At 34.4% G+C, this 25,863-nt stretch carries 19 protein-coding genes; 14 read left to right on the top strand and 5 right to left on the bottom strand.

Features of this window, described 5'->3' with window-relative positions:
• Window positions 1-246: 246 nt before the first annotated feature.
• The 4 genes from BM183_RS15435 to BM183_RS15450 all read right to left on the bottom strand — a co-directional run bounded on the left by BM183_RS15435 (window position 247) and on the right by BM183_RS15450 (window position 5,377).
• Window positions 247-1,422, bottom strand: a complete 1,176-nt coding sequence (locus BM183_RS15435; RefSeq protein ID WP_091687771.1) for a MalY/PatB family protein — start codon at window positions 1,420-1,422, stop codon at window positions 247-249.
• Window positions 1,412-2,566, bottom strand: a complete 1,155-nt coding sequence (locus tag BM183_RS15440) for a trans-sulfuration enzyme family protein (protein WP_091687772.1) — start codon at window positions 2,564-2,566, stop codon at window positions 1,412-1,414. Before BM183_RS15440 ends, BM183_RS15435 begins: the two co-directional genes overlap by 11 nt.
• A gap of 388 nt (window positions 2,567-2,954) precedes the next feature.
• Window positions 2,955-4,355 (bottom strand): glucuronate isomerase, encoded by a 1,401-nt coding sequence (gene uxaC, locus BM183_RS15445; protein WP_091687773.1) that lies wholly within the window; start codon window positions 4,353-4,355, stop codon window positions 2,955-2,957.
• A complete protein-coding gene (locus BM183_RS15450; protein ID WP_091687774.1) occupies window positions 4,352-5,377 on the bottom strand; it encodes a LacI family DNA-binding transcriptional regulator in 1,026 nt (341 codons plus the stop codon). Before BM183_RS15450 ends, uxaC begins: the two co-directional genes overlap by 4 nt.
• A 492-nt stretch (window positions 5,378-5,869) precedes the next feature.
• On the opposite strand from BM183_RS15450, the gene BM183_RS15455 reads away from it, so the two are divergent.
• The 13 genes from BM183_RS15455 (at window position 5,870) to BM183_RS15515 (ending at window position 23,801) form a co-directional block, all read left to right on the top strand.
• The gene (locus BM183_RS15455) at window positions 5,870-6,721 is read left to right on the top strand and encodes a sugar phosphate isomerase/epimerase family protein (protein ID WP_091687775.1); all 852 of its coding nucleotides are present in this window, start codon (window positions 5,870-5,872) and stop codon (window positions 6,719-6,721) included.
• Between the two features lie 60 nt (window positions 6,722-6,781).
• Complete coding sequence (locus BM183_RS15460) at window positions 6,782-7,780, top strand: pectinesterase family protein (protein WP_242961023.1); 999 nt, start codon at window positions 6,782-6,784, stop codon at window positions 7,778-7,780.
• 15 nt (window positions 7,781-7,795) lie between these two features.
• Complete coding sequence (locus tag BM183_RS15465) at window positions 7,796-10,033, top strand: helix-turn-helix domain-containing protein (protein WP_091687776.1); 2,238 nt, start codon at window positions 7,796-7,798, stop codon at window positions 10,031-10,033.
• Window positions 10,034-10,049: 16 nt separating this feature from the next.
• Window positions 10,050-11,012, top strand: coding sequence for a serine hydrolase domain-containing protein (locus BM183_RS15470; RefSeq protein WP_170848040.1), 963 nt, complete (start codon window positions 10,050-10,052; stop codon window positions 11,010-11,012).
• Window positions 11,013-11,240: 228 nt separating this feature from the next.
• A complete protein-coding gene (locus BM183_RS15475) occupies window positions 11,241-12,812 on the top strand; it encodes an extracellular solute-binding protein (protein WP_091687778.1) in 1,572 nt (523 codons plus the stop codon).
• A 95-nt stretch (window positions 12,813-12,907) separates the two neighbouring features.
• The gene (locus tag BM183_RS15480) at window positions 12,908-13,861 is read left to right on the top strand and encodes an ABC transporter permease (protein WP_091687779.1); all 954 of its coding nucleotides are present in this window, start codon (window positions 12,908-12,910) and stop codon (window positions 13,859-13,861) included.
• Between the two features lie 9 nt (window positions 13,862-13,870).
• Window positions 13,871-14,725 (top strand): carbohydrate ABC transporter permease, encoded by an 855-nt coding sequence (locus tag BM183_RS15485; RefSeq protein WP_308742953.1) that lies wholly within the window; start codon window positions 13,871-13,873, stop codon window positions 14,723-14,725.
• 60 nt (window positions 14,726-14,785) lie between these two features.
• The gene (locus tag BM183_RS15490) at window positions 14,786-15,496 is read left to right on the top strand and encodes a rhamnogalacturonan acetylesterase (protein WP_091687780.1); all 711 of its coding nucleotides are present in this window, start codon (window positions 14,786-14,788) and stop codon (window positions 15,494-15,496) included.
• A 15-nt stretch (window positions 15,497-15,511) separates the two neighbouring features.
• Complete coding sequence (locus tag BM183_RS15495) at window positions 15,512-17,122, top strand: glycoside hydrolase family 43 protein (RefSeq protein WP_242961025.1); 1,611 nt, start codon at window positions 15,512-15,514, stop codon at window positions 17,120-17,122.
• Window positions 17,123-17,236: 114 nt separating this feature from the next.
• Window positions 17,237-19,165 carry a family 43 glycosylhydrolase gene (locus tag BM183_RS15500; protein WP_242961026.1) on the top strand — a complete coding sequence of 643 codons (1,929 nt, stop codon included), beginning with the start codon at window positions 17,237-17,239 and terminating at the stop codon, window positions 19,163-19,165.
• Between the two features lie 14 nt (window positions 19,166-19,179).
• On the top strand, window positions 19,180-20,913 hold the full coding sequence (locus BM183_RS15505; protein WP_091687781.1) for an ABC transporter ATP-binding protein: 1,734 nt from the start codon (window positions 19,180-19,182) through the stop codon (window positions 20,911-20,913).
• Window positions 20,914-21,053: 140 nt separating this feature from the next.
• Window positions 21,054-22,145, top strand: a complete 1,092-nt coding sequence (locus tag BM183_RS15510; RefSeq protein WP_091687782.1) for a glycoside hydrolase family 88/105 protein — start codon at window positions 21,054-21,056, stop codon at window positions 22,143-22,145.
• A gap of 108 nt (window positions 22,146-22,253) precedes the next feature.
• Complete coding sequence (locus tag BM183_RS15515) at window positions 22,254-23,801, top strand: glycoside hydrolase family 28 protein (protein ID WP_091687783.1); 1,548 nt, start codon at window positions 22,254-22,256, stop codon at window positions 23,799-23,801.
• A gap of 467 nt (window positions 23,802-24,268) precedes the next feature.
• Here BM183_RS15515 and BM183_RS21695 read toward each other — a convergent pair whose 3' ends face one another.
• Complete coding sequence (locus BM183_RS21695) at window positions 24,269-24,379, bottom strand: PLP-dependent transferase (protein ID WP_276326336.1); 111 nt, start codon at window positions 24,377-24,379, stop codon at window positions 24,269-24,271.
• A gap of 848 nt (window positions 24,380-25,227) precedes the next feature.
• Here BM183_RS21695 and BM183_RS20795 point away from each other — a divergent pair.
• A complete protein-coding gene (locus BM183_RS20795; protein ID WP_170848041.1) occupies window positions 25,228-25,392 on the top strand; it encodes a hypothetical protein in 165 nt (54 codons plus the stop codon).
• Window positions 25,393-25,863: the final 471 nt, after the last annotated feature.

Raw genomic sequence — 25,863 nt, forward strand, 5'->3', positions numbered from 1 at the left:
AGGTCCAAGTTTTATTTCTTATGTTTTTGAACACGTAATGATAACCAACTTGTCTTTGATACCTATATACAGAATTTTCTCCACCCAGTTAATAAAAATGCTGCTACAGTTTTGTTATTCTTCGTCTTTAAGTTCAGAATCATAAAACTGCAACAGCATTTTATATAATTTATAAAATTTAGCCCATATATAAATGTTAGTTCATATATAAATGTTATTCCATATATAAATTTAATTCATGTCTAATTATAAACTGTGAACGGCCTCTTTTAATTGTTCTAACGCTTTCACTAAAGTCTCACGCTGACAGGCAATATTAATTCTTTGGAATCCGCTGCCCTCAGGGCCGAACATGGTACCGGCATCTAGCCAAAGACGGGCTTTTTGTAAAATCAAGTCTTCCAATTCCTCTTCTGAAAGCTGCAAGGCATTAAAATCTACCCATAACAGATAAGTACCTTCTGGTTCCACAAGTTTTATTTGAGGAATGTTACTTTTAATATAATCTTTTGCATAATTTAAATTCTCTAGAAGATATTGCTTTAGCCCGGAGAGCCATTCTTCACCGTATTCATAAGCTGCCTGACAGGCTATGAGTCCCATGGCATTTAACTGGCTGTAACCGGTTTTTCTGATTTCTTCTTTAAATGAAGCCTTTAATGCCGGATTTCCTATTAAAATATTGGATGCCTGAAGTCCTGCCAGATTAAAAGTTTTACTTGGTGCGGTACAGGTAACGGTTCTGTCAAAAAATTCCGGCTTTATACTTGCAAAGACTGTGTGCACATGACCGGGATAGATAAAGTCAGCATGTATTTCGTCAGAAACCACAAGGACATTATGCTTTACACATATGTCTCCCAGTTTTACTAATTCTTCTTTTCTCCATACCCGTCCAACAGGGTTATGAGGATTACATAGAATAAATAATTTTACATTATGATCAATAATGTTCTTTTCAAAGTCATCATAATCTATGTGATAAGAGCCATTTTCATAAACCAGCGGACTATTTATTAATAAACGGTTATTGGAGGTAATGGATTCTGAGAAGGGATAATAAACAGGTCTTTGAATTAATACAGCATCTCCCTCTTTTGTAAATGCACGAATTGCCATGGCAATAGCAAATACAACACCCGGAGTCTTTACAAGCCAACTTCTTTCAATATTCCAATGATAGTGTGAGGAAAACCATTTTTTTAAAGTATCAAAATAAACTTCCTTTACTTCTGTATAGCCAAAGATACCATGGTTACCTGCTTTCACTAAGGCTTCTGTAACTTCTGGTACCGTTGGGAAATCCATATCTGCCACCCAAAGGGGTAGAACATCATCAGGTTTTCCTCGCTCCGGGGCAAAGTCATACTTTATTGAATTGGTATTCTTACGATCAACTAGTTTATTAAAATCAAATTTCATAACTTTCCTCCTTTGATAATGCCTGAGCTAAATCTGTAATTAAGTCATCTGCATTTTCAAGCCCCACAGATAATCTTAATAATTTTTCATTGATACCTCTCGCCAACCGATCTTCTAAAGGTATATCCGCATGAGTCTGATATATGGGATAGGTAATTAAAGATTCCACACCACCTAAGCTTTCTGCAAATAAAATAAGATTCAGGCGTTCTAATAAATTCCTGGCAGTTTCTTCCGTATCCACTTCAAAAGAAATCATAGAGCCAAATCCTTTTCCTTGCCTTTTTGATACTTCATAATCTTTATGAGTTGGAAGACCAATATAATAAACTTTTTTCACCTTTTCCTGTGTGGTAAGCCAGCCGGCAATCTTCATTGCATTTTCCTGCTGTTTATCCATACGTACGGCTAAAGTTTTAATTCCTCTGATTAATAGCCAACTATCAAATGGAGACAGGCAAGAACCGGTGGTCTTATAGATATATCGAAGTTTTTCAGAAAGTTCTTTACTATTAGTTACTAAGAATCCGGCTAAAGTATCGTTATGACCGCATAGATACTTGGTACCGCTATGTAGTACAATATCTGCACCTAAGTTAAGAGGCTGCTGGTAATAAGGTGTTAGGAATGTGTTATCTACAATTAAGATAAGATTATTTGCTTTTGCTAATTCAGCCATAGCAGCAATATCCGTTACAACCATAGTGGGATTGGTAGGTGTTTCAATATAGATCGCTTTTGTTTCAGGGTTAATATGTTTTTTTACTTCCTCAATATTTGAGGTATCTATTGCACTGAACTTTAAACCATTCTTTTTGTTAATATTTTCAAAAAGGCGGAGAGTACCACCGTATAGATCATCAGAAACAATAATATGATCGCCAATTGAAAATAATTCCATAAGTGCAGTAATGGCTGCCATACCCGTTGGGAATGCCAGGGCATCAATACCATTTTCTAATGCAGCAATGGTCTGTTCTAAATATTCTCTTGTTGGATTTTGTACACGGGAATAATCATAGCCTGTACTTTTCCCCACACCCAGATGAGCAAAGGTTGCAGATTGATAAATTGGAACGCTGACAGCACCGGTATTATGAGTATTATTCTTAGCTCCATGTATACAGAGGGTTGTTATGTCCATTAAATTTGTGTCCTCCTTTTGTTAAAATAGAAGATTTATAGTTATTCATATAGGTATACTATAAATTATAATAAAATTGTTATGAGTATAGCAAAATATAAGAAATCTGTCAACATTGTAATTACAAGTACTTAGGTCAATAGTCATTATAAGTGATTCAATCATACTGGATAAATGTATTAGGTGGGTGATGACTAAATTAATTATTGAGAATAAAATTTCAGAGTGTAGGTCTGTAGATTTGTATAGTAACAGAAAAAGTTGTTAGATTCTAAAAATATAATCTAAAAGGGATGCAAAACATTGTAACTTTGCATCCCTTTCTTTTGCGTTTTATTGAACTTATTTAGGAACAGATACAAGTTGACAGATAGAATAAAAGTAATGTTTAAAAATTAAAATATCCCTTGCAATTATAATAAGAGATATCCTGTACCATACTTCCTAAAGTTTCTATATCATCAGGGTATTCCCCATTCTCTACCCATTTACCAATCATATCACAGAGAATCCGTCTGAAATATTCGTGCCTGGTATAGGAAAGAAAACTTCTGGAGTCTGTAAGCATGCCAATAAAGTTAGATAGAAGTCCTAGGTTTGCAAGGGAGGACATCTGTTCTACCATACCAAGTTTGTGGTCGTTAAACCACCAGGCACTACCCTGTTGAATCTTACCTATTGCTGAAGAATCCTGAAAACAACCAAGAAGGGTACCAATCATAGCATTATCCTTTGGATTCAGAGAATAGATGATTGTTTTAGGCAGCTGGCCGGTAACATTTAAAGCATTTAAGAAGGAAGCCATCTGAGTAGATGAACTATAGGAATTAATACAATCAAATCCTGTATCAGGGCCTAGTCTATGAAACATTAACTCATTATTATTACGTAAGGTACCATAATGTAATTGCATTACCCAGCCTAATCTATGATATTCACGGCCTAAGAATAATAAAATTGCAGTTTTGAATTGTAATTGTTCTTTTTCATTTGGAATTACTCCATCTTTTCTATTTTGAAAAATTGATTCGATTTCTTCCATAGAAGCTGGCTGATACATCACGAAATCAAGTGCGTGATCAGATACTTTACATCCCATGGAATCAAAATAGCCAAGACGGTTACTTAGAGCGTTACAAAGTGAACTGAAACCAGTAATAGGAATATTGCTTACTATTGATAGTTTATCTATGTATTCACTAAAGTCAGGTTTTTCAATATTGATGGCTTTATCAGGACGGAATGCTGGAAGGACTTTTGTTTCAATTGTTTCATCCTCTTTAATTTTTTGATGCCATTCCAGGGAATCAATTGGATCATCCGTAGTACAGATAAGTTCCACATTAGATTGTCTGATAATATTACGAACACTCATAGATGGGGTATTTAACTTATCATTGCATGTATTCCATACCATCTCTGCGGTTTTTTCATTCAGTATTCCATTGTAATCAAAATAGCGCTGTAATTCTAAATGACTCCAATGATAAAGAGGATTTCCAATTGCCTTTTGTAAAGTCTTTGCCCACATCTTGAATTTATCTTTATCGGTCCCATTCCCTGTAATGTATTTTTCATCTACACCATTGGAACGCATCTGGCGCCATTTATAATGGTCACCTCCAAGCCAGACCTGAGTAATATTATCAAATGTTTTATCCTCAGCAATTTCTCTTGGATTGATATGACAGTGGTAATCAATAATAGGCATCTTCGATGCATAATCATGATATAAAACTTTTGATGTTTCGGTAGATAACAAAAAATCTCTATCCATAAATTGTTTCATAATAAACTCCTTATGTCTTTACTAAAATTTGTGGTATTTCTAATAATCAGATCCGTAGAGATGACTGTTCGATTTGGAACAGTATTCCCAGATAAAACTCTCATTAATGTTCCTACTGTTGTAAGACTTAAAGTTTCCACATGGTTATCAACGGAAGTTAGTTCAGGCTCACAACAACTTGCTAAAATAGAATTATTATACCCAATTATACTTAACTCTTCTGGTACAGAAATTCCTTTGGTTTTTGCATATTTTAATGAGCCAACAGCTAAGAGATCTTCAGATGTAACAATTCCATCAAAAACTAATCCATCTTCAGATAACTTTAACAACCGATCTTTTACTTTTTCAATATTATTTGGACAGGATTGGATATAAACTTCATCTATCGTGGACTGTTTGGTGAGAATGGCCTCTTTATATCCCTTCATTTTCTGGATACCACTATAGGATTTCGTAGTGTATAGATACAATATATTTTTACGTCCTTCCTTTAATAGAAGTGAAGTCGCATTGTAAGTAGCCTGCTGGTCGTCGCATAAAGTACAATAAATATTTGGCTTGTTCAGGTAACCATTAATCAACATAACCGGCACTTCTTTAGCAGCTTCCATGATATAGGAATTATCCTTTACATTTGACTCTAAATAACTGGAACCGATTAATATAACCGCATCAATACGTTTTGATAATAAAAGATTCAGATAGTTCTGTTTGTTCTTTAGTTCATACCCAGTACAACAAAGAAAAGAATCATATCCATTTTTTCTTAGTTCCTGTTCAATATAATAAACAGCGTTTGCTAAAAAAGGATCTGAAGAATCAGTACACATGATACCTACCGTATTCATTGTATTTAAACCTAAACCTCTGGCAAAAACATTAGGTGTATACCCTAATTCTTTCATAATGGAAAGTACTTTTTCCTTTGTTTTTTCACTTACGTTTTGATTCCCATTAATTACTCTGGAAACAGTTGCAATGGAAACACCAGCTTTATCTGCTACGTCATAAATATTCATAGATTATCCTCCAAGCCAAGTGAAATCCAGCTCTGATTTTACATGGCGCTAAATTCAGCTGAAAGTATTTTTCTTTCATACTACCTTGAATATGTAATCGCTTACAATTTTAATACATGTTTCTCAACACGGTTTTAAATATTATACTATATATTATTTTATAACGCAATATGATCAAAGAAGTAATTTTGTGAATTCTAATAATAAATTTACATTATTATTGCTAAAATTAGAAATATTGGCTAACAACATTGACATATTATGTGAATGCTAGTATTATAAACAATGTAAACGCTTACAATTTTGTATGTTTTTTTGACAAAGGAGATTGTTATGGAAGTATTAAATAAGGGTATTTAAAAAAGGATAGACCGACCAATTGAAGTTTTTAGTAAACAGTAATGACAAATAAAGAACAGGTTAGAACAATCATAGAAATTAGGAGTTAAGCAAATACCTAATAACCAGCTATTTAATTAAAGGAGGAGGTTTATGTTAACTTTTGGTGTAAGAGCTCATGATATGGATAAAGTCCCTTTTGCAGAACTGATACAGGATATTCATAAGAGAGAGGTAGAGTGTATTCAATTGGCATTAAAAAAGTCAATTACGGAATTTAATGTTTCTAACGAAGCTTTAACTCCTGGATTAGCTGCCTATATGAAAAATATTTTGGACAATAATCATGTAAATATTGCGGTTCTTGGATGTTATCTGAATCTGGCAACTCCGGATAAAATACAACTTGAGAAGAATATAGAAACCTATAAGGCAAATATAAGATTTGCAAAATATTTAGGGTGTGGAATGGTTGGAACTGAGACAGGGGCATTAAATACGAAATATGAATTTTCTCCTGAAAATCATTCAGACAAAGCATTGGAGATATTTATACATAATTTAAGGGATATCGTTACATATGCAGAAAAGCTTGGAGTTATTATTGGAATTGAACCAGTTGTAACACATATTGTTTCTACTGTAGAAAGAGCAAAGGCAGTATTAGATACGATTGATTCACCTAATCTTCAGATTATCTTTGATCCGGTAAATTTAATTTCAGTAGATAATTATAAAGTCCAAGAACAGATGATGGTGGATGCTTTTGACTTAATAGGCCAAGAGATTAGTGTAATTCATATGAAGGATTTCCTCATTGAGGGGAATGAAAAGAAGAAAGCACCCATAGGAAAAGGTATGTTTAAATTAGAAAAATTATTATCTTTATTAAAAGAGCATAAACCATATATACAAATATTAATGGAGGATATAGAGCCTTCTTATATTAATGAAGCCAGAGATTACATTATGGATGTATTTCATAATATAAGGGAAACGAGCTAGATAATATTGATAATAAAGCATTAATGGAGAAAATTATATAATTTTGGGGAGGTTTCTTAATTGGAGATCAATAATAGGATTACAGTATCAAAAGATTGGAAAGGCGATTATAGAACTATAAAAGAAGCGTTAAATGCAATACCTGACAACAATTCTGCACCAGTGAAAATATTTATATACAATGGTATCTATGAAGAAAAACTAGTGATTAATAAACCATATTTAACTATGGAAGGAGAATCGGCAGAAGGAACTATTATTACTTATAGTGATTATGCAAGAATGGTTATGCCTGATGGCGAATTAAGAGGCACCTTTCGAACTGCCACAGTAATGATTGATACTCATAATGTTGCTGTAAAGAATATAACTATTCGTAATGAGGCAGGCCCTGGCTATCTGGTAGGACAAGCGATTGCTTTATATGTGGATGGGGACCGTCTGGAATTTGATGGGTGCCGTATCGTTGGAAACCAGGATACCTTATTTACTGGACCGTTACCTTTGTCACCATTAGTTCATAAGGGCTTTGTGGGTCCGAAAGAACATGCTCCAAGAAATCATGGAAGGCAGTATTTTAAAGATTGTTATATAGAAGGAAATGTTGACTTCATCTTTGGAAGCGCAACCACTTATTTTGAAAATTGTGAAATTTTTACCAAATGTGTAAATAGGATGGAGGAGCATGAAAACCAAACAGGTGTTAAGGGTTATATAACGGCTCCTTCCACCCCTCAGGATAAAGAGTATGGGTATGTTTTTTATGAATGTAATTTTACCAGCGATTGCCCGCCGAAAACAGTATACCTTGGACGGCCATGGAGAAATTACGCTAAGGTAGTTTTAATCAGATGCCACCTTGGAGCACATATTAAAGAAGAAGGTTGGTGTGACTGGAACAAAGAAGATGCCCATGAAACAGTTCTTTTTGGAGAATTTGAGAGTTCCGGTAGTGGGGCAGAGGGTATCCTGACTGGAAGAAGAGTTCCCTGGTCTAAACAGTTAATGAAAGATGAATCATTACTTTATTCTAGAGATATAGTTTATAATCATTCATAAAGTGAGGGAGTTTCTATGAAAACAAATAGTAATAATGCACAGTTCATGTTCCGTATGGTGTTTTCCTATAGTACTGTACTTATTATATTATTAATTATGGGTGTTAATTTATACAATATAAGTATTAATAATGTACGTTCTGATATAAGAAATCAGAATAAACTTATGCTGCAAAATGCAATTCGGAAATTGGATGCTGATCTAACAACGATGGATGCTTTAGCAGGTCAGGTGGCTTCTAATTCAAAATTAGTGACACTTGCTAACAAACCGGATAATAAAGATAAAGATTATTATCTGTTAGCATCATTTGTAAAGGATGATTTGTCAGTATTTATTCATACTGAGAATCTCCTTCCTATTGATAATTATTTTATCTATCTGCAACAATCAGGATATGTATTATCTTATTCCCAGTTTACGGATATGGAAAGTTATTATAATAGTAAGAGAATGTTTATGCCGGAACAGTATGATGACTGGCTGAATAAGATGAATGATTCTGATTATAACCGTAAGTTTATCTCCCTGGGACATTATATGAATAAAACAAATTCCTCTTATCTTTATATGCTTCCACTTAAAAATTATACATTAAGGGATATCCCAGCTGTCATATGCTTTGAAATAGATATAAACAAGCTGACTCGAATCTACAGCGATTTGAATCTTTTTAATTCAGGGTATCTATATGCTACCAATAATGAAGGTGAAGAAGCCTTTGTACTTACTGAAAATGATACAGGTGAGATTTCAGCTGATATTTTAAAGAATTTAACTTATAAGGATGGTCTTTCTGAATATGAACAGGATAACAATGAAATGTTAGTAACTTACAGTGATTCTGAATATAATAAATGGAATTATTATCTGGTTCAGCCCGCAGTTGAAGCCTTATACTCATTAGAACAGTATAGGGATATATTTGTATTTATTATTTGTTTGGCACTATCCATAGGATTTTTGCTAATACTTTTCCTCTCAAAAAGAAATGTAAAACCAATGATTGCTCTCAATAATGAATTAAAGAATACGATTACCAGGCAAAGATCCCTTCAGATGATAGTGGATGAACAAAAACCAATCATACAGCAGTCCTATTTAAGCCGTATTATGCATGGGGGAATCTCTTCTCTAAAAGAGTTGGATTATGCAAGACAATATTTGAGTATATCAACAGATCATCGTAAGTTCTCTATTTTATATATTATCGTTTATGTAAATCAGTATGAATTACAATTGGAAAATTCAGCGATCATCGGGCCAAATACGGAAAACTATGATGAGATTATAAAGTTTGCAATAGGTAAGTATTTTAAAGAAGAGGTACATATTTATCAACCTGCTGAACGTGAATATGTATTACTATTATCCAATGAGGAAGAGGAAGAGGATAAACAGGCCTCCCAAAAAGTTAAAGAGGTATTTAAAGGGTTCCATGAATATCTGATGGATAGTTATTCTATATGGAGTTTTGCAGGATTAGGCAACTGGGATAGTGATCTGATGGTAACATGGAAATCTTATCAACAGGCCAATGAAGTTGTTAATTATGCGACAAAAGATCATATTGTGAAAACCTATGCATGTATTAAACGTGATACGAATGTTTTTTATTATCCTATGGAGTTAGCTGGTCAGCTTACAAACTTTATCACAATTGGAAATGAGAGTCAGGTCCTTGAGATTTTTAAAGTAATCCGTCATGAGAATATGGAAGAACAATCACAATCAGTAAATATGATGAAATGTTTATTCTCCGATATAAAAAATACATTGTTTAAGATTCGATTTACAATTCAGACAGATGAGAAAAATAAGGATGAATTAAAGGCAATTGATGCCATGTTTGAAGAACATATGTCATTAAAGCTTTGTGAAGATATTGCACTTAGTCTCTGCAGGCTATATGGGAATAAGTGTTCAAGAAGCCAACTAATTACAAATATCAAGAAGTATATTTTAGATAATTATAATGATCCATCTCTTTGTTTAAATAAAATTTCAGATGAATTCCTAATCTCAGAAAGTTATTTTTCTTATCTTTTTAAAGAAGAAACGGGGGAAAATTTCTCAACTTATTTAGAGCGTATTCGAATGGAACAGGCAGTTCAGTTAATTAAAGAATCGGATATTAATATAAGTAACCTATACCAGGAGATAGGCTATAATAATTCTAATACATTCCGACGTGCATTTAAAAAGATTTACGGAATATCTCCTAAGACAATGCGAGATGTAACAAATAATTAATATGAGGAGGAATAGAATGAATTACATACCTAGGGTGAAACCGGAAGATGTGGGGGTATCACCGGATTCTATAAAGCGCTTTGTTAAACGATTAGAAGATTTAAAACTACCTATGCATAGTATATTAATTGCAAGACATAGGCAGCTCATTTATGAAGGGTATTATGAACCATATAAAGGGGATTCCTTACATCGGATGTATTCAATTAGTAAGAGTTTTATCTCTGTTGCCATTGGGTTATTGGCAGATGAGAGACGGATTTCATTAGAAGATCCTATTATTAAATACTTTCCTGAAAAATTACCTGGGGACCTTCACCCTTGGATTAGAAAAATGACCATTAAGGATATGTTACGAATGCAAACATGTCACTATAAAACTACTTATAAAGAAGATTTAACGAAGGACTGGGTAGAAAGTTTCTTTATTAAAAAACCTCATCATGAGCCAGGCACTATATTTCGATACGATACTTCATCCAGTCATACTCTAGGTGCTTTGGTTGAAAAACTTACGAAAAAACCTATCCTTGATTATATGAGGGAGAAATTCCTTGAGGAAATCGGCTTTAGTAAAGATGCTTATATGTTAAAAGATCCATTTGGAATATCCATGGGAGGGAGCGGGTTAGTGGCAACTCCTATGGATATCATGAAATTTGCCATGTTAATCATGAACGATGGAAGATTAGGGGAGAGACAACTGGTACCTGCATGGTATATAAAAGAAGCTACTTCCCATAAAACAGATAATAAAGTAGAGGGTGCAATATTTGAGGAAACCTTAGGTTACGGATATCAGTTTTGGTGTATCAGTCATGGTGGCTTTGCCTGTTATGGATTGGGCGGACAACTGGCTATATGCCTTCCCAAACAGGATATTATATGTATTACTACTGCAGATACTACCTGTATAAAAGATGGCAATCAATATATTTATGACAGCTTATATGAAGAAATCCTTCCTTTCTTAATATAGAGATTAAAATTTAAGGATTATATTCTATTCATAAAAATTCTCTTTTTATATCATTTACTTAGAAAATTGTAATAATTGATAAAAAAAGCCTTATTTAAAGCCTGTATACACAAGAAATGCACGCTGCAAAAATATTGTCTCTTGTTTTTGTTGTGAATATCGTGATATATTCGGACTGTGATTTGGAGAAGGTCATGCAAAAACAACAAAAAGTAAAAGGAGGTTTTTATGAGAAAGTTTAGTAAAGTATTAGCTCTTACACTTGTACTTACAATGGTTATGTCATCAGTATTAACCGGGTGTAAAAAAGAAAATGGAACAGAGGAAACACAAACAAAAACACAAACACAAGGCGCTACCCCCCAGGCAGACCAAGAAGCTGAGATTGAAAAACCTAAGAAGATTACGATCATGGTTGATGGTACACTATTTACCAAGGCAAATGGCCGTGATGCATTCGAAGCGAAATGGGAAGAATTATCTGGAATTGATTTAGAAATTATCCAACCTGATCATGATGCTTATTATGATGTAGTTGGACAGACCCTTGCAAGCGGTGATTGGCCAGATGCAATTCTTTTAAGTTCTACTTTTTATTCAGGATATGCGGAAGAAGGAGTTCTATGGGATATGACAGATTTCTGGGAGAATTCTGAATTAAAAGCTTCAGGAAGAATTAATAACGAAGCTATAACAGATAGCTTATATATAGATGGTAAGCTTTACGGACTATCTCCGGCCCGTGGTAACGGTTGTATTACCTATGTAAAGAAAGCATGGCTTGAAAATGTAGGTTTGGATGTTCCAACTACATATGATGAATATATTGCTATGTTAGATGCATTTACGAAAGGTGATCCAGACAACAATGGCATAGATGGAGATACATATGGAGTATCCAGTGCAGGTTTGATCGGTGTAGAAGCACCATATACCAACTATCTGCCGGAATTCTATCAGGATGCCTTTCCCAGTTTTTACAAAAATGCAGATGGACAATGGGTAGATGGGTTTTCAGAAGAAGCAATGGCAGGAGCATTGGGAAGGCTGAGAGATGCTTATGAAAAAGGATATATTGACAAAGAATCTCTCACAAATGGTACAAGTGACTGCCGTAATAAATTCTATGAAGATAAGTTTGGTGTATTCACTTACTGGGCTGGAACATGGGCCACTAATATGAGAACAAATCTTGAAGCAAATGGTTTCGATGGAGAATTAATTCCAATTGAACCAATTAAAGAAGTGGGTGCTTATCTTGAAAGACAAGCACCAGTATGGTGTGTTACTGCTAAAGCTGAAAATCCAGAAGGTGTAGCTAAATATTTTATTGAATCTATGCTTGATGGCGGCGAAATGCAGCAATTATTTACATATGGTGTAGAAGGTACTCACTGGTCTACAAAAGAGGAAGAAGTATGTGGAAAAATATATGAAGAAGGACAATTCCACATGTTAGAAAACTTGGAGACAAAAGGTACTCAGTATACAAAGAACCATATCGATCCTCTTTTATCCATTGGTAATTTCACTGCATTTGAAGATCCAGGTGCAGAGCAGGTAACTGCAGATACAAGAATATCCCAGGAAACCTTTAATAATCATTCCAAAGTAGTACAACTAGTTCCTTCCACAGATGTAATGAGCCAGTACAATGGTGATTTAACAACATTAAAGAGAGAAATTATTGCCAATGTTGTAACTCAGGGTATTTCATTTGAAGATGAAATGAAGAGATATGAAGAAGAAGGCGGAGCAGAATGGTCGAAAGCTATCGTTGATTCTCTGAATGCAAAATAAGATATAATGTAAATGTGGGGAGGGGCAAGGGAATAAGGTATCACTTTTTGCCACTCCCTTTTTGAACTTTTCAAGAGGAAGGGAAAACTGGATAGATGAGCAGAAATAAGAAAGAAAAGACTGTGGTTAGTACAAAACCACTCAGGACTAGAATATATATACATAGATGGTTTTATTTAATGATTCTTCCGGTATTGGTATTTGCCATAATATTTTTCTACCTGCCAATGTTTGGAATCAGGTATGCATTTTTTGAATATAAGGGTATTTTAGAACCAGTATTTGTTGGATTTGAGAATTTTAAAAAAATGTTTTCTATGGCCGGATTTTGGTCGGCTTTTAGAAACACTATGGAGCTAAGTATTATTAAATTAATTGTTAATACAGGTGCAGCAGTAATTATTTCATTATTGTTAAATGAAATTACAGGCTTGAAGTTTAAAAAAGCTGCCCAGACAATTATATATCTTCCCCACTTTATGTCCTGGGTTGTTACTGCATCTGTATTTGCATTAATTTTATCACCAACCCAGGAAGGATTAGTGAATTCCTTTTTAACCAGTCTCGGTTTTGTAGAAAAAGGTGCTGAAATATATTTTTTAGGAAGTAACAGATGGTGGCGTCCAGCTTATTATATCATTAATATATGGAAAGAAACTGGATGGGGTACGATTATATTCATGGCAACATTAGCAGGGATTAATCCGGAACAATATGAAGCAGCGTCCATTGATGGTGCCGGAAGGTGGAATAAGATGCGATTTATTACTTTGCCAGCACTTGCTAATACAATTATTACAGTACTTATATTAAACCTTGCAAAAATAATGAATCTATTTGAATCTGTTTTCGTATTACAAAATGATGCGGTAGTCAGACAATCAGATGTACTTCAGACTTACATATATACTCAGACATTTAATAGTGGGGCTTTGCCAAACTATGGTTACACAACAGCAGTAGGTCTTGTTAAATCTTTAGTAGCTTGTGCCCTTGTTCTGATATGTAATTATGCAAGTAAAAAAGTTAGAGGCCGTGGAATTGTATAGGAGGGCAGGATGATGAAGAGAGAAAAGAAAAAAAAGAAGATTACATTGTTTTCCGTATGTTTGGCAATTGTTTTTTTACTGGTATGTTTTTTAATGATCGTACCACTTTGGAAAGTATTTGTGGACTCATTAGATCTTCATACTGCTTATGGTATGAAAATGTGGCCTAAGAAATTTGGGTTTGACGGATATATTTCCGTATTTACAAATCCAACCTTGTATCAACCTCTGTTAGTATCGGTTATAACAACGATTGCAGGTACATTTATCGGATTGATTTTATCCACTTTTGGTGCCTATGTTTTGATTCAATGGGAGATGCCAGGGAGAACATTTATCGCTAATATGTTGTTATTTACCATGATTTTCAGCGGTGGTATGATTCCTACATACCTGGTTATTAATAACTTACATTTAACCAATACACTATGGTCAGTTATATTAGTTCCAGCATTAAATGTATATAATCTGGTACTAATGCGTAATTTCTTTGAGGGTATTCCTGTGAGTCTATTCGAGTCGGCAACCATTGATGGCTGCACTCCAGTGGGGATATTTTTTAGAATTGTACTTCCGCTATCGAAAGCAGCATTAGCAGCAATTGGTCTTATGTTTGCTGTGAGTTACTGGAATGACTATACAAATTATAAATTATATATTACCAATTCGGATTTATATAATTTTCAGATGAAGTTAAGAAGTGTTATTTTAGGCAGTGATTTACCAATAGCTAATGGTTCAGCTACAGCAAATACAGTTAAAAATGCAGCTACTATGGTAGCAATCATTCCATTTATGATTCTCTATCCATTCTGCCAGAAATATTTTGTAACTGGTGTAAATATTGGAGCGGTGAAAGAATAACGTCTGACTTAAAATATTGGGAATAAACTTGGTAGTTGATTTGTTGACTTGGAGGACAATATGAGTAGAATTTTTTGGGCCGGTGATTCCACAGTAAAGGAGAATGATTTTACCACCTATCCTCAAACAGGGATCGGCCAGGGAATAAGACTTTTTATTAAAAAAGAGATTGAAATTATAAATCATGCTGAAAATGGAAGAAGTACCAAGTCATTTCTGGACGAATTTCGTTTGGCAGCAATATATAATGATATAAAAGAAGATGATTTTTTATTCATTCAATTCGGACATAATGATTCTAAAATAGAAGATCCAAGCAGGTATACGAAAGCTTTTGGTGACTATCAGGAAAATTTAGAGAAGTTTGTTAACGCAGCCAGAAATAAAATGGCTCATCCTGTATTTATTACACCACTTTGCAGAAGGTATTTTGTAGATGAAACTCATCTGGAGGAAAAAATTCATGGAGACTATCCAAAAGCAATGATAGAAACAGGGAAAAAACTTAAGGTACCGGTCATTGATCTATTCTCCATGAGTAGGGAATTCCTGCTGAAAGTGGGAGATGAAGGCAGCAAAAGGTATTTTATGCATTTAGCGCCTGATGAATATTCTAATTACCCTGATGGCCTTACGGATAATACTCATTTAAAATATGAAGGGGCAGTGGCCTTTGGGGGACTTGTTGCAAAGGGACTTAAGGAACTTGGAGATATCTATTGGAATCTATTAATAGAACCAGAGAGATTAGACATTGGGCTAAAGGTTTAGGAGTCTCTTGGCTGAATGTCAAATTATCGAGAAAGCAGAGGAACATTCATGGGAGAAAAATTATTATGGAAAGCGGATTTAGGAGATGGATCTTTTAGAAATCCCATTCTTTTTGCAGATTATTCGGATCCTGATGTGATTCGGGTAGGTGATACATACTATATGACTGCATCCAGTTTTAACTATACACCTGGCCTTCCTTTATTAATTTCAAAAGATTTAGTGAACTGGAAATTAAAGAATTATGCAGTAGAAAATATAAATTATGATACCTATAAAAATCCGGCTCATGCAAAAGGAATATGGGCACCTGCTATCCGCTTTCACCATAATAAATTTTATATTTATTATGGAATGCCAGATGAAGGTATCTTTATGGTAAGTGCAGAGAATCCTTTGGGCAAGTGGAGTGTTCCAATCTGTGTGCTGGAAGGCAAAGGGCTGATAGACCCTTGCCCTTTTTGGGATGAGGATGGGAATGCTTATGTAATTCACGGATATGCCAATAGCCGTATTGGATTTAAAAGTATATTAGGAATATTTCCTATGTCTTACAATGGGGAGAAAGCTATAGGAGAAGATAAATTTATATTTAATGGAACGAAAACACAACCAACCATAGAAGGACCTAAGATCTATAAAAGAGATGGGTATTATTACATCTTCGCTCCAGCTGGCGGAGTTAAAACAGGCTGGCAGACAGTATTGCGATCCGAAAATATCAACGGTCCTTACGATGAAAGGATTGTAATGCATCAAGGTGCTACTTCTATAAATGGTCCCCATCAGGGAGGTTTAGTAGATACACCAAGTAATGAGGAGTGGTTTCTTCATTTTCAGGACAAAGGTGTCTATGGACGAATTGTTCACTTGCAACCTGTCAGGTGGAGAGATGGGTGGCCGGTCATTGGAGAAAGTCCAGAAGAAACAAGCCTGGGAGAGCCGGTTCTAATCCATAAGAAACCGGGTGGAAATCCTGTGTGGGATCCTGCTTATCTAGATGCAAGTGATGATTTCAAGAAGAAAGAACTATCTCTCCAATGGCAATGGCTTGGTAATCACAGACAAGAATTCTATTCTTTATCAGAAAGAATGGGATATTTACGTATGTATAGCCTGAATCCATCCGGTAATGATCCGGTAACCCTTTGGCAATCTTCAAATGTACTGACACAAAAGATTGTATGTCCGTCTTTTAAAGCAGAAATAAAGATGGGGATACAAGGGTTAGGTGAGAAGGAACAGGCAGGAATGGTATTAATGGGTGGCCAGTATGCTTATCTTGCAGTAAGAAAGAAACAGAATAACTTATCTGTAGTTTATGTTGAATCTTTCGGAGAAAAGGATGTCAGGGAAGAGAAAGTGATTATGGAGAGGTTAATCTCTAATGATATATCTGAAATTATTATCAAGCTTATTTTTCATGAGAATAAAGGGGAGCCTGTTGCCGGATTTTGTTTTAGTGTGAATGATGGAACCTATATAGAAACAGGGTATACCTTTGTGCCTTCAAAGCATACCTGGGTAGGCTCCAGATTAGGGCTATTCTCTATTGCCTTAGACAATAAAGAGAAACATGGATATGCAGATTTTGCTTATCTAAAGGTAGATGCATTTGAAGGATGAAAATATTCATAGGATTAGTGCTGATATGTAATTATAAGAATCAATGTTAGATGAAATTATGGAAATATATAAGGCAAGGTAGTTAAAAAGACAAATGAAGATAGAAGGAGAGTCATGATAGAAGACAGAATGAAGATAGAAGAAGCTATATTAAGGGAGAACCTGGATCTATTAAAAGAAATATTAGCAGAAGATCCTTCTACCATTGATTATAGGGATGAATCAGGAGTTTGTATGAGTTTTATTGCTGCAAAAACTGGTAATCTCAGTATTGTAAAGTATATTGTTGAATATTCCAGAGCCAGTATGAACACGGTAGATTCAAAGAATCGAAACATATTACATTATGCTGCAATGTCTGGAAATCCCCAATTAGCCAAATATCTGGTTGAAAAGGTTGGATTATCCCCTGTTACTCCTGATGTAGATTTAATTACTCCCTTTGAGATTGCTCACGAGAAAGGGTATGAAAAATTAGAAAAATATTTTGAACAAATCTGTGGTGCCGGGCTAAGTGAAATGTATAAAAATCCAATCCGTACTGGTTTTTACCCTGATCCTTCTATTGTAAGGGTTGGAGAGGATTATTATATGGTGAATTCCTCTTTTATATATTTTCCTTGTATTCCAATATCCCACTCAAAAGATTTAATACATTGGCATATTATAGGATTTGCAATAACAAATCCTGACTGGTCATATCTGGATCATCTTGAAGGAGGGCGGGGGTATTGGGCACCAGATATCTCTTACTATGAAGGACGGTTCTATATTACGGCCACTTACCGTTTGAATGATAACGGCAGGATCTATCGGAAACAAATGGTGGTATCTTCTGAAAAACCAGAAGGTCCTTATAGTAAACCTGTATTCATTGATGAAGATGGAATAGATCCTTCTATCTTTAATGATGAGGATGGAAAAAGATATATGCTATTAAACCGTGGAGCAAGAATCTTTGAATTAAATAAAGATGCAACCAAACAGATATCAGAAGCAAAGCTTTTATATTATGGAGACCAGAAACGAGCACCGGAAGGTCCTCATCTATTAAAGAAAGACGGATTTTATTATTTATTTTTAGCAGAAGGTGGAACTGGACCAGGCCATAGAATTACAGTAGCACGCTCTGGAACTTTATTTGGCAATTATGAACCATGTCCTTACAATCCTATCATGGCTCAATGGGATGAGAAAGCAGGTATTAGCAGGTGTGGCCATGGTAAGCCGGTACAGACCCAGAATGGAGAATGGTACATGGTCTATCTGTGCGGCCGAATGCTTGGAGATGGATATACGATTCTAGGCAGAGAAACAGCTCTGGATCCAATACAATGGACTTTAGATGGCTGGCCAATTGTGAATGGGCTTAAGGGTCCAAGTACATTGCAGAAGAAACCGAACTTACCGGAATGTATCTGGGAAAATAGGGATTTTGATGATTTTGATGATGATAGCCTTAGTGTAGATTGGGTGTTTCCAAGGCCCCCAGAAAGAAATGGGATACAATTAAAGAATAGTAAGTTATGGATCAGAGGGAGTAAAGCACCTCTTAATTCCATAGAAGCCCGCAATATTGTCTTAAGACGTCAGAAAGATTTCGTATTTACTGCTGAAACAAAAATGCTGGTAGTACCTATGTATCCAGGACAGGACGCGGGACTTATCTGTTACTATGATGAGAATTCATGGGTAAAGTTTGGTGTATTTGCTGCTTCTGATGGCAGCCGGTACATAAAATTAGCGGAACATATTGGGTTAGAGGATTTTCACTCCAGAGAAGCTGTAGTACTAAATTCCAATGAGAGAGAAATATATTTACAGGTTCGAACCAATTATTTACGACGTGAATTTTATTATAGTATGGATGGAGTAAGCTATTCCTGTTTTACAACCCTTAACCCTGTTACTTATTTAAGTGATGAAGGACTTAAGATGGGGAAACGTTTTACTGGAGCGATGGTAGGGATGTATGCTTATGGAGGGGAGAAGGATTTAGAAGTACCTTTTGAGTATTTTAGATATATAAGTGGCAGGCATTGAGTTCGGAGGAAAAAATGGAACAAACCAATAATCATACATTAAGAAAGTTATTTGAGTATTACAAGGGACATTATTATAAATTTATATTATCAGGCATATTCTATGCGATTAAACATAGTCCAACATGGGCGATGCCTATTGTTATCGCTAATATTGTTAATCATGTGACATTTGGAAAGAGTAACGTTATACAATTAGTTCTATTGAATGGGGCTAATATGGCGGGGTTGATCCTCTTAAATGTTCCTATGAATTATCTTCATACCCATTTTCGTAGTTATGCTATAAGATCCGTAGAAGCTAATTTAAGAAATTCTTTAGTACGTAAGTTACAGCAATTATCCATATCCTATCATAAAGATATGGAAGCAGGACGTTTACAATCTAAGATTATACGTGATGTGGAGAATGTTGAAACCTTATCTTCACAGTTGTTTGTAAGTTTATTAAATATACTGATTAATATTGTAGTTGCTCTGGGAATCACAGTGATAAAGAATCGAATTGTATTTGTCTTTTTTCTATTAACCATTCCAGTTGCTGCTTTGACTATTGTTGCATTTCGAAAACGGATAAATAAACAGAATCATAAGTTTCGTAAAGAAATGGAGGAGACTTCTGTTAAGTTCATGGAGATGGTAGAAATGATTCCTATAACCAGGGCTCATTCCCTTGAAAAGGTGGAAGTAGAGAAGATGGAAAACCAGGTCAAACATGTAGCAGAAGAAGGGTATCATTTGGACATTATTCAGGCAAACTTTGGATCAGTAAGCTGGGCCATTTTTCAGATATTTCAGGTAGGGTGCCTGGTTTTTACCGCCTTTCTGGCACTAAAGAAGCAAATTCAGGTTGGTGACATCGTACTCTACCAAAGTTATTTTGCTACGATAGTGAATCAGGTATCCTCATTAATTACCTTAGTGCCTGTCATATCCAAAGGTTTGGAATCTGTATCCAGTATTGGTGAAATTCTTGATGCACATGATATTGAAGATAACAGTGGGAAATTAAAATTAAAAAGTATAGATGGAGTTTATGAATTTCATGATGTTAAATTCTCCTATAATGAAGAGGATAATATTCTTAATGGTATCAACCTTTTGGTAAAACCTGGTGAGACTATTGCACTTGTGGGTGAATCTGGTGCTGGTAAATCTACTATTTTAAACATGGTCATTGGTTTTATCCTTCCAAAGTCAGGAGATATGTTCATTGATGGACATAACATGAAAGAGATAGATCTTAGAACATATCGGAACCATATCGCAGTTGTACCTCAGAATACTATTCTTTTTTCAGGTTCCATCCGGGATAATATTACATACGGCTTAACTTCTTATTCTGAAAAACAATTAACAGAAGTAATAAAAGCAGCTAATCTATCAAGTGTCATTGAAGCATTACCAGATGGTCTTGATACTATGATCGGGGAACATGGAGATAAGCTTTCAGGTGGTCAGCGCCAGCGGATTTCTATTGCAAGAGCGCTTATCCGTAATCCGAAAGTGATTATTCTGGATGAAGCAACTTCAGCTTTGGATAGTTTATCGGAGAAACTAATACAGGATGCATTAAACAATCTAATTAAGAATAAAACAACTTTTATAGTGGCCCATCGGTTATCCACTATTCGCCAGGCTGATAAGATCTGTGTAATTAAAAATGGGGTGTGTGCTGAATGTGGTACTTATGAAGAACTTATGGAACTTAGAGGAGCGTTTTATCAAATGAAATCGATACAGTCTTAATAGTCAATCAATAGTCTAAATTATAAATAAATAAACGAAACTGCTTAAATGAACTTAAATGTATTTATTTGATTATATGCAAAATAGAAACAATTTTATTCTGGAATTAACATTCTTACATCAATGGAAAGGAAGAAACAATGAAATTTTATAGATATACAGATAATTATTTAAAGCATTTCCAGGGAGAAATGAAGAAATGGAATTATGAAGACGGCTGCGTGTTAATGGGGTGTGTTCTCCTATATCAGGCAACTGGAGATGAGAAATATCAGGAATTTGTTCTAAAATATCTTAATGAATACATAACCAATGAGGGTACCATAAAGTATTACGAGGAAGAGAAATATAACATCGACAGTATTAATACAGGAAAAGTATTGTTCCATGCTTATGAGTGGACTGGAAGAGAAAAATATAGAAAGGCAATAGAAGTATTGATGAATCAACTCCGTAAACATCCAAGAACAAAAAGCGGAAACTTCTGGCACAAGATGATTTATCCCAATCAAGTCTGGTTGGATGGACTATATATGGCACAACCATTCTACATGATGTATGAAACCAAATATAATAAGAAGGAGAATTATAGCGATATCATTGAACAATTTAAAAATGTAAGAAAATATCTTTATAATGAAGAAAAAGAACTATATTATCATGCCTATGACCAGTCAAAAGAACTCTTTTGGGCGGATAAAGAAACCGGACAGTCTCCAAACTTCTGGCTTCGTTCTATGGGATGGTACCTTATGGCACTGATTGATGTAATGGATGAGATGGAGGAATCTATCTTTGAACATTACAAAACATTAGAAGATTTATTCCGTGAGGCAATAAAAGGAATCCTAAAATATCAGGATCCAAAAAGTAAATTATTCTATCAGGTAATAGACAGAGCTGATATTAAGGATAATTACCTCGAGACTTCCGGCTCTGCTATGATTGGATATTCTATTCTAAAGGCATGTAGAAAAGGTGTATTATTAAAAGAAAAATATCAGGAAATGGGTGAAGTAATCGTAGATTCTCTGACAGAAAATATGTTGATAGAGGAAGATGGAACATTAAAATTATCTAATATGTGTTCTGTTGCTGGACTAGGTCCTTCTGATAATCCACGTCGTGATGGAAGTGTGGAATATTATCTGTCAGAGCCAATTGTATGTGATGATCAAAAGGGTGTTGGGGCTTATATGATGGCATATGCACAGAAATTAATGATTTTCTGATCTGGAAATAAATTAAGTTACATAATAAAACCTTGAAATTTTTATTTCATACAAATGTATAAAACCCTGGTGTGAAGTTTTACCTACAAGTGAAAGGAAAATGGTTCAATGAAACTTAAGATTATTTATCTAACATCAAGAAATGCTGTATTAGAGATCAATGATGGAGGTATTTTTCATACAAAAGCTCCATATTCACTTAAGCTAAATGGAGAAGATTATGGAACTACCGATAGAATCATTACGGGTATCTATAATTTAAAACCTGATTCAGAGTATATTCTGTCAATCGAGAATAATGATATACAGAACAGTATTACTTTTACCACCTTATCTGAGTCTTATACTCTTAATGTAAAAGATTTTGGTGCAAGGGGGGATGGAAGTAATGATGATACCTGTTGTATTCAGGCTGCCATCATGGCATGTCCTGAGAATGGAAGAGTATATATACCAGAAGGAACTTATCGGATTACAAGTATCTTTTTAAAAAGTAATCTAAGACTGGAGATTGGGAAAGGTGCTGGGCTTAAAGCTTACACATCAACGGAAAACCACCCGATTATGCCTGGTCTAATTCAAAACTACGATGAAACAGAGGAATATAATCTTGGAACCTGGGAGGGAAATCCTCTTACTATGTATTCAGGAATCATTCACGGAATCAATGTAGAGAACGTAGTGATATATGGTCAGGGTATCATTGATGGAAATGCCAATTATGATAATTGGTGGAAAAATCCAAAAGAAAAAGGGATTGCATGGCGTCCACGAACTATATTTTTACAGCAATGTAATAATGTTGTGATTGAGGGAATTACAGTTCAGAATAGTCCAAGTTGGACCGTTCATCCCTATTTTAGTAAAAATTTAAAATTCATAGGAATGTCCATTATAAATCCCAAGGATTCACCAAACACGGATGCCTTAGATGTGGAATCCTGTTGTAATGTGGATATTACAGGGGTGTATTTTAGTGTAGGGGATGATTGTATTGCTATAAAATCCGGTAAGATATATATGGGTGCAAAATATAAAACACCTTCAAAATCGATTACCATTCGTCAGTGCTGCATGAGAGATGGACATGGTTCCGTTACCATTGGCAGTGAAATGGCTGGAGGGGTTCAGGATTTAACTGTGAAAGACTGCATATTCCTTGATACCGACCGTGGTCTTCGGATTAAGACCAGAAGAGGCAGAGGAAAAGATGCCATTATTGACAATGTTGTATTCGACCATATCAAGATGGATGGGGTCATGACACCTTTAGTTGTAAACTGCTTTTATTTCTGTGATCCAGACGGGCATACGGCTTATGTCCGGGACAAAGCTCCAATGCCAGTGGATGAACGTACTCCGGAGATAAAACAGTTGTTCTTTCGTAATCTGGAATGTAAGAACTGCCATGTGGCAGCAGTATATATCTACGGCCTTCCAGAGAAAAAGATTGAAGAAATAATCCTTGAAAATATCTTCTTTGACTATGCTGAGGATACCAAATCCGGAATGCCTGCTATGATGGATGACTTGGAACCGGTGAGTAAGATGGGAGTGTTCATTCATAATGTGGAGAAGCTTACTATGAAGAATGTAGTGGTAAAAGGGCAGGTTGGTGAGGATATAATCTTAAGAAATGTTGATCATATTATATAGGGCTTCATAAAGATAAAAATCCAGTAACTATGGGGTGTAAAGTACTACATTAGTATTATATATCAAATTTCATGAAAAATGCCGTTACATTTTTGTTATTCTTCGCCTCTAAGTTCAGAATGACAAAAAAATTTTGTAACGGCATTTTTCCACTTCTGAAACCTGTAAGGCGTTAAAATCAATAGATGAGTACCTTCCGTTCAATAAATTTTATCTGAGGAATGTATTTTTACCTGCAATTACATGGACGGGATAAATAAAATCAGCAGGTATTTCATCAGATATCACAAGACATTATGTTTTACGCAAATGTCCCAGTTTTAATAAATTCTTCTTTTCTATATACCTGTCCTTTTCTAGCCAGCCATTTTTCTAAAAGGTATATCCCCATGGGTCTGCTACATAGGATAGGATTAACAATTTAACTCCCCCTAAGCTTTCTGCAAATAAAATATTGTTTAGGCATTCTAATAAAGTCCTGTAGTTTCTTCGGTGTCCACTTCAAAAGAAATCATATAGCTAAATCCTGTTCCTTGCCTTTTCGATACTTCATAATCTTTATGAGTTGGAAGACCAATATAATAAACTTATTTCACCTTTTCCTGTGTGGTAAGGCAAAATTTATAAAGTTAATAATAAGTAATATGTAGTAATAAATAACTATTATTTAATAAGAAATTGAAAAAATATCTCTAAAAATGTATAATAAAGTAATGGAAATATATTCAAGTTAAAATTATTAATTCTATTTCTATTTTTTATTGCCCTATATTATTACACTAGGAGAAATAGAAGAATTAAATAACAATAGTAACTTTATCTACAAATTTATTTTCTACAATAACATATACTAATTCAACGTCTTTCTGCATAAATACGATTTTTATGCCATCATATAAATACATAAAATAATCTTAGGAAAAAAGATAAATTGTAGTTTTAAAAAATTACTTATTTTCTTATGCTTTAATATATTCACCTTCGTTTTATAAAAAATGTAGAGGTTAATATAAAATATCTTAATCAAAAAAAGATAAACAATAACAGCTGAACTTTCATCCCTACATATATTATCATGAGTAATAAGGTAATGGAAAATATTTAAATTAGAAATATTAAGTTAAGCAAATAGTTTGGCAAAGTTTTAAGAATAGGAGACAACCATTCTTACAGCTATTGAGGTAAACAACAGGGGATTTGTGCTAAGTACAAATACGCGGACTTTGGAAGGATGTTAACAAGATGAATAAAATAAAAAAAGGAAAAATTAGAACAAGAACAAAAGTTATAATAGGTAATTTTATTTCTATTTTATAAGATAGTATCGCCCTATCTTATTATACCAAGGGAAATACAGGAATTAAATAATAATAGTAACTTTCCCTACAAATTTCTTTCGCCATTAGAAGAGTTTGATGATGAGGGTTTGGAAATAGAAGCAATAGAGTATGGAGCTATGTATGTAGACTTACGAGGAGATTATATTATATTTGAAGGATATCCTGATTTATCTAATTCCTTTAAATTAACTTATCTAAGTATAGATAGTCCTGAGTTTTTATTATTGGAATTCGTGCTGGTGATAATATGACAATTGTGATCGCATTATGAAAGAAAATGGGTATAAACGAAAAAAACATATAGAGATAATTATGAGTATTAAAAGGAAAAATTTGCATATTCCCTTGCAACAAATAGAATAGATAGAGAGGTTGAGTTGTGGAAAAGCTTAAAGCTTTTGTTATATCTACAAGGAGTTTAGATTGGTTTCATAAAGGTTACTACAAATAAAATTAGAAATGGGGATGGGTATGAAACAAAAGAAGAGATATTGAGATAAAGGAGGATATGTTACAATAAAAAATTAATGGATTTGTGCTATTTGCAAAGCCGCGGACTTTAAAAGGGAGCATGTTAACAAGATGAATAAAGTGAAAAAAAGAAAAATCAGAACAAGAACAAAAGTTATAATAGGTGTAATTTTATTTCTATTTTTCAAGATAGTATCGCCCTATCTTATGACACCAAGGGAAATTAAAGAGTTAAATAATAATATGAACTT

Source organism: Anaerocolumna aminovalerica (assembly GCF_900115365.1).
In the GTDB taxonomy this organism is placed as follows: Bacteria; Bacillota; Clostridia; order Lachnospirales; family Lachnospiraceae; genus Anaerocolumna; species Anaerocolumna aminovalerica.

What these genes read in the sequence shown, in the direction of transcription:
- BM183_RS15435 (WP_091687771.1), bottom strand. Translation starts at nt 1,422, where the DNA reads ATGAAATTTGATTTTAATAAACTAGTTGATCGTAAGAATACCAATTCA.
- BM183_RS15440 (WP_091687772.1), bottom strand. Translation starts at nt 2,566, where the DNA reads ATGGACATAACAACCCTCTGTATACATGGAGCTAAGAATAATACTCAT.
- uxaC (WP_091687773.1), bottom strand. Translation starts at nt 4,355, where the DNA reads ATGAAACAATTTATGGATAGAGATTTTTTGTTATCTACCGAAACATCA.
- BM183_RS15450 (WP_091687774.1), bottom strand. Translation starts at nt 5,377, where the DNA reads ATGAATATTTATGACGTAGCAGATAAAGCTGGTGTTTCCATTGCAACT.
- BM183_RS15455 (WP_091687775.1), top strand. Translation starts at nt 5,870, where the DNA reads ATGTTAACTTTTGGTGTAAGAGCTCATGATATGGATAAAGTCCCTTTT.
- BM183_RS15465 (WP_091687776.1), top strand. Translation starts at nt 7,796, where the DNA reads ATGAAAACAAATAGTAATAATGCACAGTTCATGTTCCGTATGGTGTTT.
- BM183_RS15470 (WP_170848040.1), top strand. Translation starts at nt 10,050, where the DNA reads ATGAATTACATACCTAGGGTGAAACCGGAAGATGTGGGGGTATCACCG.
- BM183_RS15475 (WP_091687778.1), top strand. Translation starts at nt 11,241, where the DNA reads ATGAGAAAGTTTAGTAAAGTATTAGCTCTTACACTTGTACTTACAATG.
- BM183_RS15480 (WP_091687779.1), top strand. Translation starts at nt 12,908, where the DNA reads ATGAGCAGAAATAAGAAAGAAAAGACTGTGGTTAGTACAAAACCACTC.
- BM183_RS15485 (WP_308742953.1), top strand. Translation starts at nt 13,871, where the DNA reads ATGATGAAGAGAGAAAAGAAAAAAAAGAAGATTACATTGTTTTCCGTA.
- BM183_RS15490 (WP_091687780.1), top strand. Translation starts at nt 14,786, where the DNA reads ATGAGTAGAATTTTTTGGGCCGGTGATTCCACAGTAAAGGAGAATGAT.
- BM183_RS15495 (WP_242961025.1), top strand. Translation starts at nt 15,512, where the DNA reads ATGTCAAATTATCGAGAAAGCAGAGGAACATTCATGGGAGAAAAATTA.
- BM183_RS15500 (WP_242961026.1), top strand. Translation starts at nt 17,237, where the DNA reads ATGATAGAAGACAGAATGAAGATAGAAGAAGCTATATTAAGGGAGAAC.
- BM183_RS15505 (WP_091687781.1), top strand. Translation starts at nt 19,180, where the DNA reads ATGGAACAAACCAATAATCATACATTAAGAAAGTTATTTGAGTATTAC.
- BM183_RS15510 (WP_091687782.1), top strand. Translation starts at nt 21,054, where the DNA reads ATGAAATTTTATAGATATACAGATAATTATTTAAAGCATTTCCAGGGA.
- BM183_RS15515 (WP_091687783.1), top strand. Translation starts at nt 22,254, where the DNA reads ATGAAACTTAAGATTATTTATCTAACATCAAGAAATGCTGTATTAGAG.